This is a genomic window from Burkholderia sp. MSMB2157WGS (assembly GCF_001532755.1).
Lineage (GTDB): Bacteria > Pseudomonadota > Gammaproteobacteria > Burkholderiales > Burkholderiaceae > Burkholderia.
This window is the reverse complement of the sequence record NZ_LPJG01000002.1, coordinates 54,371-67,339: the sequence shown is the minus strand read 5'-3', so window position 1 is coordinate 67,339 and position 12,969 is coordinate 54,371. Positions and strand designations below refer to the sequence as shown.

Genomic DNA, 12,969 nt, shown 5'->3' with positions numbered 1-12,969 from the left:
GGCGACGAGGCGGCCCACGCCGGACGGCGGGGCTGCCTCTCGGGAGGGCAGGGTCAGCGGCCGGGCTGGCGCTCGACGTCGGCCCAGCAGTTCGGCGTTTCGTACAGGCGCACGCGCTCGAGGCGCAGGTTCACGCCGTAGTGCGCGTCGTACACGTTCGCGAGGAGGTCGAACGCGATCGCCGCGAGGTTCTCGACGGTCGGAATCCGATCGAGCACGACGGTCTTGTGGTCGGCCATCTGCTCGAGGAACGAGCGCACGACCTCGTCGCGCGCATAGACCAGGAACGCGTGATCCCACTTGCTGACGAGATGCTCGACCGCGAGCGCCTTCACGTCGGCGAAATCCATCACCATGCCGCGGTCGGGCGCCCCCTCGGTATCGACGAGATCGCCGCGCAGCGTGATTTCGAGCACGTAGCGATGGCCGTGCAGGTTCCTGCACTGGCTGCGGTGATCGGGAATGCGGTGGCCCGCGTCGAATTCGAGTTTTCGGGTAATCAGCACGATGTCAAAAGCCGTGGCTCAGGGAATGTTCAGATATTTATGGGTCTGCATCGACAGCCGCCACTGCGGATGACGCTTGCACCAGTCGATCGCGAGCTTCGTGTTGAGGTCGCGCGACGGGCCGTCCATCGGCTGCACGAGAAAATACGCGAAATCGAGCTTCGCGTAGTCGGCCAGCCGCTGGTTGTCCTGCGGAACGACGACCTTCAGTTCGTTGCCCTTCGTGACGACGAGCGGCGCATCGGCCTTCGGGCTCACGCAGATCCAGTCGATCGATTCGAGCACCGGCAGCGAACCGTTGGTCTCGATCGCGATCTCGAAGCCCGCCGCATGCAGCGCGTCGACGAGCGGCTGGTCGAGCTGCAACATCGGCTCGCCGCCCGTGCAGACGACGAAGCGGTGCGCTTCGCCGTCCGGCCACAGGCCGGCGATCGTCGCGACGAGCGACGCGGCGTCCTTGAACTTGCCGCCGTTCTCGCCGTCGGTGCCGACGAAGTCCGTATCGCAGAAGCGGCACACGGCCTCCGCACGATCCTCTTCGCGGCCCGACCACAGGTTGCAGCCGGCGAACCGGCAGAACACGGCCGGCCGGCCCGCATTCGCGCCCTCGCCCTGCAACGTGTAGAAAATTTCCTTGACCGCGTAAGTCATCGTGCTTCGTCCGGCTTGCGCCGCTCGTTGTCGATCAGAATCCGTTGTCCATCAAGCGCTGCCCGCGCAGCCGCGTCACAGCGGCGCTTCGGTCACGCGCTCGCCCTTCAGGTAAGCCTCGTAGCCGCGCTTGCGCAGCTTGCAGGCCGGGCATTCGCCGCAGCCGAAGCCCCAGTCGTGCAGTTCCGCGCGCTCGCCCACGTAGCACGTGTGCGTCTCGACGCGGATCAGTTCGACGAGCGTCTCGCCGCCGAGCTGTTCGGCGAGCTGCCACGTCTGCGCCTTGTCGAGCCACATCAGCGGCGTCTCGAGCACCATGCGCGTATCCATCCCGAGATTCAGCGCGACCTGCAGCGCCTTCATCGTGTCGTCGCGGCAGTCGGGATAGCCCGAAAAGTCGGTCTCGCACATCCCGCCGACCAGCACGCGCAGCCCGCGGCGATAGGCGATCGCCGCGGCGATCGTCATGAACATCAGGTTGCGGCCCGGCACGAACGTGTTCGGCAGGCCGTTTGCCGCCGTCTCGATCTCGATCGTGCGCGTCATCGCGGTATCGCTGATCGCGCCGAGCACCGACAGGTCGATCATGTGATCGTCGCCGAGCCGGTCCGACCACGCGGGAAACTTGCGCTTCAGCGCTTCGCGCACGCCTTCGCGACACTCGAGTTCGACGCGATGGCGCTGGCCGTAATCGAAACCGAGCGTCTCGACCGTCTGGTAGCGCTCGAGGGCCCATGCCACGCACGTGGCGGAGTCCTGCCCGCCGGAAAACAACACGAGCGCGCCGTCTTTAGCGTCTGTCCGAATCACCGTGATACTCCGTGAATGTGTAGGCTCGCGTCGCACTGCGCCCCGAGGCCGGCTGCCGCCGGGCGGCCCGACGCGGCCGGCCTGCGCCGGCTCGACCAGTATAGGCAGCGCGGTCGGCCGCGAATGCGGCGGCGCGCTTATACCGCTCATCGCGCGGCATCGTTGCCGCGCGCCACGGCGGGCGCACCGCGGGCAGCCTGCCATGCGCATGAAGCGATGCGCTAAGTCATTGAGCGGGCACGGATTTTATCATGCTCCGGCGAATGCTGCCGGGCCCGCCGCCCACGACACGCAATACCCACCACAAACGAAAAACCCCAAGAACCTTCCGATTCTTGGGGTTTTAAATGCTGGTGGCCTGGGACGGAATCGAACCATCGACACGCGGATTTTCAATCCGCTGCTCTACCAACTGAGCTACCGGGCCAACGAAGAATGAAAGTATATCGAGCTATTGGTCCCCGAGCAAGTGCTTTCGCAAAATATTTTACAGCGCGCCTTCGGACGGCTTCTTGCCGAGCTCGACGCCGAGCTGCTTGAGCTTGCGATACAGGTGCGTGCGCTCGAGGCCCGTCTTCTCCGCGACGCGCGTCATGCTGCCGTTCTCGCGCGCGAGGTGATATTCGAAGTACGCGCGCTCGAACGCATCGCGCGCTTCCCGCAACGGGATGTCGAACGGGATCGCGGCCGTCTGGCCCGCGAGGCCGAGCGCCGACGCCATGTCGTCGCCGAGCGTCGGCAGCGCCGCCGCCGACGCGACCGCCGCCGGCCCCGCGGCCTGCCCGCCGCCCGCCTTCGCCGCCGCGTTCGCAGACACCGGCGCCGCGCCGCGTGCGAGACCGTGCTCGACGGCCTTCAGCAACTTCTGCAGCGCAATCGGTTTCTCGAGGAAATCGAGCGCGCCGATCTTGGTCGCCTCGACGGCGGTATCGATCGTCGCGTGCCCGGACATCATGATCACGGGCATCGTCAGCAGCCCCTGCGCCGCCCATTCCTTGAGCAGCGTGACGCCGTCGGTATCGGGCATCCAGATATCGAGCAGCACGAGATCGGGCGCCTGATTCAGCCGGTATTCCCGCGCGGCCTGCGCGTTCTCCGCCGCCTCGACGACATGTCCTTCATCGCTGAGGATCTCCGAGAGCAATTCCCGGATGCCCATTTCATCATCTACCACCAGGATGGTTGCCATTTACGCTGCCTTTGTCTGCTCACTTGCTTTTGTCTTGGCGGAAGCCGCCCCGTCCTGTGCACCGGATTCGGCGCCTGGCGTATCGCTCGCCATCTGCAGGAAGAGGATCGACACCTGCGCACCCTCGACGGTCTCGCCGTGCATGCGATTGCGCAGATCGATCCGCGCGCCGTGCTCGTCAACGATTTTCTTGACCGTGGCCAGCCCGAGCCCCGTGCCCTTCGCCTTCGTCGTCACGTAAGGCTCGAACGCGCGCGTCAGGATGCGTGCCGGAAAACCGGGCCCGTTGTCGGACACGGTCAGACGTACCGCGACGCGCGTTTTGCCCTCGGCGTCGGGGTCGCCATATTCTACTGTCTTGGTTTCGATCAACACACGCGGATGCGCGGACTCCGCGACCGAATCCTGCGCATTCTGCAGCAGGTTGTGAATCACCTGGCGCAATTGCGTCGCGTCGCCGCGAATCACCGGCAGCGACGGCGCGAGCTCGGCGACGATCGCGCTCTTGCCTTCGCCGACGCCGTACAGCCCGAGCACCTCGCTCGCCAGTTCGTTCAACTGCAGGTTCGCGAGCACCGCCGGCGGCGTGCGCGCGTATTCGCGGAAATCGTCGACCATCCGCTTCATCGCGGCCACCTGGTTCACGATCATCGTCGCGCCGCGCTTGAGCACGTCCGCGTCGGGCGGGGCGAGCTTGTCGGACAGCTTCATCTGCAGCCGCTCGGCCGACAGCTGGATCGGCGTCAGCGGATTCTTGATCTCGTGCGCGAGCCGCCGCGCGACCTCGCCCCACGCGACCGAACGCTGTGCGGAAATCACGTCGGAGATGTCGTCGAACACGACGACGTAACCGGACGTCTGCGGATCGTCGGCCTGCCCCTCGACCGTCGACACGAGGCGCGTGCCGCGCACGAGCAGCGTCAGCGGCTCGGTTTCGCCCGGCACCTCGATCGCGAACTGCTGCTGCCAGTGGCCGCGATCGCCGCTGCCGCCGTCGGACGCCGCCTCGCGATCGGCGAACGCCTTGCGCACCATCGCGCCGAACCCGGCGGCCACGCCGATCCGGTCGAGCGTCGTGCCGATCAGCGAGTTGAACGGTTGCCGGAAGATCCGCTCGGCGCCGCGATTGGCCGTCGTCAGCCGGAACTGGCGGTCGAGCACGAACACGCCGGCCGTCAGGTTCGCGAGGATGCTCTCGAGATACGTCTTCGAATGCTCGAGCGCGATGCGGTTCTTCTCGACCGCGAGCCGCGCCTCGGACAACTGGCGCGTCATCGCGTTGAACGACTGCGTGAGGAAGCCGAGCTCGTCGCGCGTCTTGATCTCGCGCTTCGGCGTGTAGTCGCCTTCCGTGATCTCCTTCGTGCCCTGCGCGAGCAGGAACAGCGGCCGCGCGAGCTGCTGGCCGAGCGCGAGCGCGAGCATCATCGCGATGAAGGTCGCGAGGAACAGCGCGAGCGTCAGCGTGCCGATGTACATCTTGCGCAGGCCCGTGCGGCCGAGCGACTTTTCCTGGTACTCGCGGTACGCGCGCTGCACGGCGTCCGCGTTGTGCGCGAGCGTCGGCGGCACCGGCTGCGTGAGCTGCAGGAACCGCTCCGCCGGCTGCAGCAGCGACGTCGTCGCGTCGGGAATCGGCCGCACGACGCGCAGCCGCAGCGCGCCCTTCGCGCCATGTGCGCGCGGGTCGCCGTCGACTTCGCCCTCGATCGCCGCATACGCGCCGTGTTCGCGCGCCTGGCTCAGCATCAGCGGCGTCGGCAGGTCGTCCGGAATCAGCGCCGCGAAATTGCCCGACGCCTGCGCGACGATGTGCAGGTCGGGCGCCGCGCCCGAGCCGCCGCGGCTCGGCTCGACGATCGTCGCGTCCTGCACGCCGAACTGGTCGCGCAGCCGCAGCAGCGTGAGCGTCGTGCCGTTCGTGTTCGCATCGACGCTCGCGAGCTGGTCGGACATCAGCCGCGCCTTCGTCTGCAGATCGGACAGCGACGCATCGAGCATCCCGCGGCCGAGGTTCAGCCCGGCCGTCAGCGCCGTCTCGACGTTCACGTCGAACCACGACTCGATACTGCGCGACACGAACTGGTACGACACGACGTAGATGATCCCGCCCGGCACCACGCCGACGAGCGCGAAGAACACCGCGAGCTTCGCGAGCAGCCGCGTGCCGAACTTGCCCTTGCGCAGGCGCACGACGATCATCCCGATCAGCCCGAGCACCACGAGCAGGAACACCAGCGCGACGACGATGTTCGTCGCGTACAGCCACGAGTAGTAGCGGTCGAAGAATTCGGTGTTCGCGCTCGCGGCCGCGAGCAGGACGAGCAGCAGCAGCGCGGTCAGCGCGACGGTCGAGACGATCACGCGGATGAGGAGGCTCTTCCCGCTGGCCGCGCGGCGTACTTTATTTAGCACGTTCGGTCACCGTGAAGTTGAAGCGCTTCCAGTCCGACCCGAGCGTCCAGTCGCGGTTGTTCACGGCATCGACCTGGAACGGCTTCGGCATCAGCGCCGTATCGAGCTGCATCCGCACCGATGCCGTGTAGGTTTCGCCCGCGCGCACCTGGTTGCGGTCGATCACGTGCCACGACGTGATGTGGCGGACCACCGCGAGCGCATCCTTCAGCGACGGGAAGCCGAGCTGCAGGCCGCCCGTCGACACGCGATACTCGCGCGTGAGCGGCTGGAACGACAGGCGGATCGTCTGCGTGACCGACACCGGCTGCTCGTCGAACCAGTACCAGCGCGCGCGGCTCAGTTCGAAGTCGGTCGTGAAGTAAAGCGGGATGCCCTTGTTGACGGCATCCTCGAGGCTCGGATTCAGCTCGAAGTCGAAACGCGCGTCCAGGCTCCAGCCGCTTCCGTCCGACTGAAGCGACGCGCGCTGCACGGCGATCGATTCGGCATGCGCCGGCCGGACGACGGCCAGGCACAGCGTCAACGCGACCAGCAAGACGACCGCGAGCCGAAATGGAAAAAGGTGTTTGATCGTCACCGTTTCTGAAACCGCGCGTAGAAAAATCCGTCGTGATCGATGTTCTGGTCGAGTGCGCCGGCGGCCGCCCGCCCCTGCACGCCGCCCGGCAGCAGTTGGCCAGGGGCGTCCAATCGTACCGCATCTTCGCAGGCCGCTTCAAACCAGCGGGCCTGCCATTCGCCTTCCTCAGGAAAGATCGAACAGGTCACGTAAAGCAGTTCGCCGCCCGGCTTCACGAGCGGCCACAGCGCCGACAGGATGCGACGCTGCTCCGCGACGAGCGCCGGGATGTCGGCCTCGCGGCGCAGCCAACGGATGTCGGGATGCCGCCGCACGATACCGGACGCCGAGCACGGCACGTCGGCCAGGATGCGATCGAACGGGCGCCCGTCGTACCACGCGTGCGGCGTGCCCGCGTCGCCGACGCACACGTTCGCTGCGAGCGACAGGCGCACGAGATTCTCGCCGATGCGCGCCGCGCGCGTCGCGTCGCTTTCGAGCGCCACGACGTCCGCATCGGCGAGCTCGAGAATATGGCCGGTCTTGCCGCCGGGCGCCGCGCACGCGTCGAGCACGCGCATGCCGTCGCGCGCGCCGAGCCATTCGGCCGCGAGCTGCGCGCCGGCGTCCTGCACCGACACCACGCCGTCGGCGAATCCCGGAATGCGATCCACCGGCAGCGCCGATGCGAGCCGCACCGCATGCCGGCCGATCGCGGTCGCGTCGATCCCGCTTGCGCGCAACGTGTCGAGATACGCATCGACGCTCGCGCGACGCGCATTCACGCGCAGCGTCAACGGCCCCTGACGCTCGCCGGCCGCGAGGATCGCCTGCCACGCGTCCGGCCATGCGCGCTTCACCGCATCGACCCACCACGCGCGGTAGTTCCAGTGCGCGACCGGGTCGTCCTGCATCGCCGCGGCGAGTGCGTCGCGCTCACGCAGGAAACGGCGCAGCACCGCGTTGACCATCCCCTTCGCGAATGCGAACTCGCGCCGCGCACCGATGACCGTGACGGCCTGGTCGACCACCGTGAACGCCGGGTACGCGGCCTCGTCCGCCGGGTCGAGCAGCAGCGCGAACGCGCCGGCGAGCACCGCGTGCACGTGCGCGGGCGGCGCCTTGTCGATGAACTTGCCGATCAGCCAGTCCGCGCTGCCGAGGCGGCGCATCGTCCGGTAGGCGACGTCCTGCGTCGCGCCGCGCGCGAGCGCCTGCGCACCGGACGGCATCTGCGCGAACACCGCCGACAGCGCCGCCGGCAACGCGGTGCCGCGTCGCACCGCATCGACCGCCTGCGCGGCCGCGTCGAGCGCGAAGCCGAGCGAATCGGGCGCCAGGTGCAGCGCGGACAGGCGCGCCGGGCGGCCGGAAGAAGTCGGAGCGGAAAAACGGGGTCGTGTCATCGGTGCGGAATCGGCAAACAAGCGCCACAATCGGGTGCGACAAACCAATGCGGCAAGCAGCGGCGGCAAACGGCGGGATCGCGGCCGCCAGGTGGCCCTGCGATCCCAAACCGCGCATTGTAGCGTGCGACCATGCCGCCCCCTTTGGCCCCTTTACGGCGCGCACAAATGAAACACCCCGCAGCGCGGAGCATGCGGGGTGGCGGAGCGGCCTGCGCGCGGCAACGGCCGCGCGCTACGCCGGGGCATCAATCGAAGCGGCCGGTGCGCGCCATCTCCATCAGGCGCGCGATGCGCTCCTCGGTGGCCGGGTGCGTCGAGAACAGGTTCTGCAGGCCACCGCCGTGCAGCGGGTTCATGATCATCATCTGCGCGGTGGCCGGATGCGCCTCGGCCGCCTGGAACGGGATGCCCGCCGCGTAGCGATGGATCTTGTCGAGTGCGGTGGCCAGCGACTGCGGATCGCCGGAAATCTGCGCGCCGCCGCGGTCGGCCTCGAACTCGCGGGCCCGCGAAATCGCCATCTGGATCAAGGCGCCTGCGATCGGGGCGAGCAGCGCGACCGCGATACCCGCGATCGGGTTGGCCGGCCGGCCGTTCTCGTCGCGCCCGCCAAAGAACATCGCGAAGTTCGCGAGCGCCGAAATCGCGCCCGCCATCGTCGCGGTGATCGTCGAGATCAGGATGTCGCGGTGCTTCACGTGCGCGAGCTCGTGCGCCATCACGCCGCGCATCTCGCGCTCCGACAGCACGCGCAGGATGCCCGTCGTCGCCGCGACCGCCGCGTGCTCGGGGTTGCGGCCCGTCGCGAACGCGTTCGGCGCGTCCTCGTTGATCAGGTAGACGCGCGGCATCGGCAGATTCGCGCGCGTGGCCAGCTCGCGCACCATCCGGTAGAACTGCGGCGCCGTGCTCTCGTCGACTTCCTGCGCGTTGTACATGCGCAGCACCATCTTGTCGGAGAACCAGTACGAGAAGAAATTCATGCCGAGCGCGAACAGCAGCGCGATCGTCATGCCGCGCGAGCCGCCGATCATCCCGCCGATCACGATGAACAGGGCCGTGATCGCGGCCATCAGCATCGCCGTTTTGACCCAATTGAACATACCCACTCCTTATCCGTCAGGGGACCCGCCGCGCATGACAGCGCACGGCGGAAAATTGTAAGCGATTTGTTAGATAAGGTCTCGCCGGAAAAATTCAATCTCAGCGTTGCGCGCTCGCCAGACGAAGGCCGAGGCCGACGAAAGCGCTGCCGACCGTGCGGTCGAGCCACTTCTTGACGCCCGGCTTGCCGGCGAAGCGCTGCGTGACGCTGCCCGCCACCCACGCGACGACGCTCGTCCAGACCGTGCTCATCGCGACGAACACCGCGCCGAGGGTCAGGAATGCCCACGCCTTGTGCGGACTGTCGGCCGACACGAACTGCGGAAAGAACGACACGAAGAACAGCACGACCTTCGGATTCAGCACGTTGGTCCAGAAACCCTGCATGAACAGCTGCCGCAGCGGCCTGGCGGCCGCGGCGTGCGTGGCTTCGGCGCCCGACGGCGCGGCGGCCTGCTTCGCGACGATCATCCGCACGCCGAGATAGATCAGATACGCGGCGCCGACCAGCTTGATCACCGTGAACGCGGTTGCCGACGCGGCCAGCAGCGCGGTCAGGCCGAATGCGCATGCGAGCGCGTGGACGCAGCAGCCGGCCGAAATACCGAACGCCGACATCAGCCCCGCGCCGCGCCCCTGCGCGACGCTGCGGCCGATGATGTAGGCCGTGTCGGGGCCGGGCGTGATGTTCAGCAGGAAAACCGCGAACACGAAGAAGCCGAAATGGACGATGCCGAACATGAAAACCTCGAAACCGGAAAGCGCAGGGAAATTCTACGCGTGCCTGCGGCCCCGCGCGACTCGGCCGTCCGGCCAGTTGCGCGGGGCCGGCGAATCCGGTCGAATGGCGCTCAGGCCGTGTCAGTCGATGTCGGGCAGCGCGAAACGCTGGCCCGCGGCGAGCGGCGAACCGGCGAGGAATTCGCGCGCGGGCAGCCGCTTGCCGCCCGGCTTCTGCAACTGCGTGACGCGCAGCGCGCCGCTGCCGCATGCGACCACCACGCCTTCCGGCGCGGCCTCGACGATCGTGCCGGGCGCCGCGTCGCCGCGCGCCGCCACGGGCTCGGCCGCCCACAGCTTGATGGCCGCGCCGTCGAGCGTCGCGACGCCGCCCGGGAACGGATCGAACGCACGCACCTGCCGCGCGAGCACGTCGGCGGGCTTGCGCCAGTCGAGCGCCGCTTCGTGCTTGCCGATCTTTTCCGCGTAGCTCACGCCGTCGGCCGGCTGCGGCGTCGCCGGCAGCGCGCCGTCGCGCTCGAGCCGCACGAGCGCGTCGACGATCAGTCGCGCGCCGTCGGCGGCGAGCCGGTCGTGCAGCGTCGCGGTCGTATCGTCGGGCGCGATCGCGATGCGCGCCTCGTCGATCATCGCGCCGGTGTCGAGGCCGGCATCCATCTGCATCAGCGTGACGCCGGTCTCGGCGTCGCCCGCTTCGATCGCGCGATGGATCGGTGCGGCGCCGCGCCAGCGCGGCAGCAGCGACGCGTGGATGTTGATGCAGCCGGCGCGCGGGATGTCGAGCACCTCCTGCGGCAGCAGCAGGCCGTACGCGGCCACCACCATCACGTCGTGCGGCGTCGTGCGCAGCAGCTCGATCGCGTCGGCCGCCTCCGCCGGATACTTGCCCGCGCGGCGCAGCGACGGCGGCTGCGCGACGGTCATCCCGTGCTCGACGGCGTAGCGCTTCACCGCGCTCGCCTGGAGTTTCATCCCGCGGCCGGCCGGGCGATCGGGCTGGGTGAGCACGAGCGGCACCGGGAAACCGGCCTCGTGGATCGCGGCGAGGGCAGCCGCGGCGAATTCCGGCGTGCCGGCAAAAATCACGCGCAACGTATGGGTCATGACAGCGTTCGGGGTCGGGCTGGGCGTACGCGCATCACATCGCGCGTTCGAGTTTCTTCATCTTCGTCTTGATGCGCGTCTGCTTGAGCGGCGACAGGTATTCGACGAATACGCGGCCCATCAGGTGATCCATCTCGTGCTGGACGCACACGGCGAGCAGGCCTTCGCAGTCGAGCTCGAACGTCTCGCCCTGCTCGTTGAGCGCGCGCACGCGCACGTGGTCGGGGCGTTCGACTTCGTCGTAGATGCCGGGCACCGACAGGCAACCCTCTTCGTAGATCTGCTTCGCGTCGCTCGACCACACGATCTCCGGGTTGATGAACGCGCGCAGCTCGTTCTTCTCCTCGGAGACGTCGATCACGATCACGCGCTCGTGCACGTCGACCTGCGTGGCCGCCAGGCCGATGCCGGGCGCCGCGTACATGGTCTCGGCCATGTCGGCGACGAGCTTGCGGATCCGGTCGTCGACCTTGTCGACGGGTTTGGCGACCTTGTGCAGCCGCTTGTCGGGGTAATGAAGAATATTGAGCAAAGCCATGGCGTTCGGTATTCGGTGGAGCGGCGTGCCGCATCGGCCATCCGGCCGGCTGGCGCCACCGCCGGGATGCAATGAAGATGAGGCGGATGCGTGGCATATCAATGCCGCGAATCGCGCCTCCTGCAATCGGCCGGGCGCCTGCGCGCACGGCCCTGTCGAGTATTTCGGATGATGAAAATTTTATCATGGCGCCACGCGCTGCGCTGGCCGCCACATTCGAGGGCAGCCTCATGTCGCCGCAAGCGCTGACGCCCTCCGCGCTGCGCGCATGGCTGCAGCTCGCGCATGCGCCCGGTCTCTCGCCCGCCGTGTTGCAGGCGCTGCTCGCGGCATTCGGCTCGCCGGCGGCGGTGCTGTGCGCGTCCGACCAGGCCATCGCCGCCGTGAGCAGCCCCGCCGCCGCGCAAGCCGTGCGCGCGAGCGAGCGCGACGATCTCGATACGCGCACCGACGCCGCACTCGCCTGGCTCGACGGGCCGGGCAACGTGCTCGTCACGCTGAGCGATCCGGCCTACCCGCCGCGGCTGCGCGACCTGCACGATCCGCCGCCGCTGCTATATGTAAAGGGGCGGCTCGACCTGCTGCACGCACGCGGCCTCGCCGTGGTCGGCAGCCGTCATGCGACGCCCCAGGGGCTCGCCGACGCAACGCATTTCGCCCACGCGTTGTCCGACGCGGGCCTCACGATCGTCTCGGGCCTCGCGCTCGGGGTCGACGGCGCCGCGCATCGCGGCGGGCTCGACGGCCGGTCGGGCACCGTCGCGGTGATCGCGACGGGCGCCGATCTCGTCTATCCGGCGCGGCACCGCGCGCTCGCCCACGAAATCGCCGCGCACGGCGCGATCGTGTCGGAATGGCCGCTCGGCACGCCGGCCCGTGCCGCGCATTTTCCGCAGCGCAACCGGCTGATCGCCGCGCTCGCGCTCGGCGTGCTCGTCGTCGAGGCCGCCCCGCGCTCGGGCTCGCTGATCACCGCGCGGCTCGCAAACGAACTGGGGCGCGATGTGTTCGCGATACCCGGCTCGATCCACGCGCCGCTCGCGCAGGGCTGCCACGCGCTGATCCGCGACGGCGCAAAGCTCACCGCGGCGCCGCTCGACGTGCTCGAGGAATACGGGCTCGGCGAGCCGGCGGCGCACAGCACGGGCGGCGCGGCGCGCGCCGGCAACCCGCGCGCGAACGCCGGCGAAATCCGCGCGCCCGGCACGGCCGGCAGCGCGCCAGCGGATCGCGCCGCAGCGGCTGCCGCGCCGCCCCGATCCGAAGCCCCGCCACCGGATGATCCGTCGGAACGAGCGGTGCTCGTCGCATTGGGATACGGCCCCGTGACGTACGAATGGCTCGCCGAGCACAGTGGCCTGCCCGACGACGTGCTGCATGGCGCGCTGCTCGCGCTGGAACTGGCCGGCCGCATCGCGAGCGTCGCCGGCGGCCGCTTCGCGCGGCTCGACGCGGCGCCCACCCCGTCCGCGCGGGGCGTGCTACAGTCCCCGCCATAGGGGCGGCCCGGCCGCCGACGATATCCAAGGAATTCCATGCCCGCGCTGAATCTCGACACCGATGCGGATCGGATCGCCGAGCGCCTCGCCGATCCCGGCACGTTGCTGGTCGCCTGCCTGTGCGCCGAGTGGTGCGGCACGTGCCGCGACTACCGGAGCGCCTTCGACCGGCTCGCCGACGCGCATCCGGACGCCTGCTTCGCCTGGATCGACATCGAAACCCATGCCGATCGGCTCGACGATCTCGACGTCGAGAACTTCCCGACCATCCTGATCGAGGACGCCCACACCGCACGCTTCTTCGGCACGGTGCTGCCGCACGCGGCGATCGTCGAGCGCATGCTGTCCGACTTGAGCGCGGTACCCGGTGCGCCGCACGCACCGAAATTGCGCGACGTCCTGAACGTCGAAGCCTGAATTCGCGGCCCGGCGCGGCAGTTT

General features: G+C 68.7%; 13 protein-coding genes and 1 tRNA gene. 2 read left to right on the top strand and 12 right to left on the bottom strand.

All coding sequences use genetic code 11. The annotated features are described in order from the left end of the window. Nucleotides 1–53: 53 nt before the first annotated feature. The 12 genes from queD to def form a co-directional block, all read right to left on the bottom strand. Entirely contained in the window at nucleotides 54–506 is a 453-nt protein-coding gene (queD, locus tag WT53_RS00770; protein ID WP_027785754.1) for a 6-carboxytetrahydropterin synthase QueD, read from the bottom strand. 18 nt (nucleotides 507–524) lie between these two features. Then, the gene (queE, locus tag WT53_RS00765; RefSeq protein ID WP_034208691.1) at nucleotides 525–1,157 is read right to left on the bottom strand and encodes a 7-carboxy-7-deazaguanine synthase; all 633 of its coding nucleotides are present in this window, start codon (nucleotides 1,155–1,157) and stop codon (nucleotides 525–527) included. Between the two features lie 75 nt (nucleotides 1,158–1,232). Further along, nucleotides 1,233–1,967 (bottom strand): 7-cyano-7-deazaguanine synthase QueC, encoded by a 735-nt coding sequence (gene queC, locus WT53_RS00760; protein WP_034208692.1) that lies wholly within the window; start codon nucleotides 1,965–1,967, stop codon nucleotides 1,233–1,235. Between the two features lie 351 nt (nucleotides 1,968–2,318). Next, nucleotides 2,319–2,394: transfer RNA gene (locus WT53_RS00755), tRNA-Phe, on the bottom strand. A gap of 60 nt (nucleotides 2,395–2,454) precedes the next feature. Next, entirely contained in the window at nucleotides 2,455–3,156 is a 702-nt protein-coding gene (gene esaR, locus WT53_RS00750; RefSeq protein WP_034208693.1) for a response regulator transcription factor EsaR, read from the bottom strand. Continuing rightward, nucleotides 3,157–5,571 carry a sensor histidine kinase EsaS gene (esaS, locus tag WT53_RS00745; protein ID WP_034208694.1) on the bottom strand — a complete coding sequence of 805 codons (2,415 nt, stop codon included), beginning with the start codon at nucleotides 5,569–5,571 and terminating at the stop codon, nucleotides 3,157–3,159. It lies immediately after the preceding gene. Beyond that, the gene (locus tag WT53_RS00740) at nucleotides 5,561–6,151 is read right to left on the bottom strand and encodes a DUF4390 domain-containing protein (protein WP_034208695.1); all 591 of its coding nucleotides are present in this window, start codon (nucleotides 6,149–6,151) and stop codon (nucleotides 5,561–5,563) included. Before WT53_RS00740 ends, esaS begins: the two co-directional genes overlap by 11 nt. After that, nucleotides 6,148–7,539, bottom strand: coding sequence for a 16S rRNA (cytosine(967)-C(5))-methyltransferase RsmB (gene rsmB / locus WT53_RS00735; protein ID WP_034208786.1), 1,392 nt, complete (start codon nucleotides 7,537–7,539; stop codon nucleotides 6,148–6,150). The genes WT53_RS00740 and rsmB overlap by 4 nt, the downstream gene beginning before the upstream one ends. A 248-nt stretch (nucleotides 7,540–7,787) precedes the next feature. Then, nucleotides 7,788–8,645, bottom strand: a complete 858-nt coding sequence (htpX, locus tag WT53_RS00730) for a zinc metalloprotease HtpX (RefSeq protein ID WP_034208696.1) — start codon at nucleotides 8,643–8,645, stop codon at nucleotides 7,788–7,790. Between the two features lie 100 nt (nucleotides 8,646–8,745). Then, a complete protein-coding gene (locus WT53_RS00725) occupies nucleotides 8,746–9,387 on the bottom strand; it encodes a LysE family translocator (RefSeq protein ID WP_034208697.1) in 642 nt (213 codons plus the stop codon). A gap of 120 nt (nucleotides 9,388–9,507) precedes the next feature. Beyond that, the gene (gene fmt, locus WT53_RS00720) at nucleotides 9,508–10,491 is read right to left on the bottom strand and encodes a methionyl-tRNA formyltransferase (RefSeq protein WP_034208698.1); all 984 of its coding nucleotides are present in this window, start codon (nucleotides 10,489–10,491) and stop codon (nucleotides 9,508–9,510) included. A 34-nt stretch (nucleotides 10,492–10,525) separates the two neighbouring features. Next, nucleotides 10,526–11,029, bottom strand: a complete 504-nt coding sequence (def, locus tag WT53_RS00715) for a peptide deformylase (protein WP_006477461.1) — start codon at nucleotides 11,027–11,029, stop codon at nucleotides 10,526–10,528. 185 nt (nucleotides 11,030–11,214) lie between these two features. Here def and dprA point away from each other — a divergent pair, with 185 nt between their 5' ends. Together dprA and WT53_RS00705 are read left to right on the top strand one after the other, a co-directional pair. Continuing rightward, nucleotides 11,215–12,528 (top strand): DNA-processing protein DprA, encoded by a 1,314-nt coding sequence (gene dprA / locus WT53_RS00710; RefSeq protein WP_034208699.1) that lies wholly within the window; start codon nucleotides 11,215–11,217, stop codon nucleotides 12,526–12,528. Nucleotides 12,529–12,564: 36 nt separating this feature from the next. Next, the gene (locus tag WT53_RS00705) at nucleotides 12,565–12,945 is read left to right on the top strand and encodes a thioredoxin family protein (protein ID WP_034208700.1); all 381 of its coding nucleotides are present in this window, start codon (nucleotides 12,565–12,567) and stop codon (nucleotides 12,943–12,945) included. The last annotated feature ends 24 nt before the right edge of the window (nucleotides 12,946–12,969 follow it).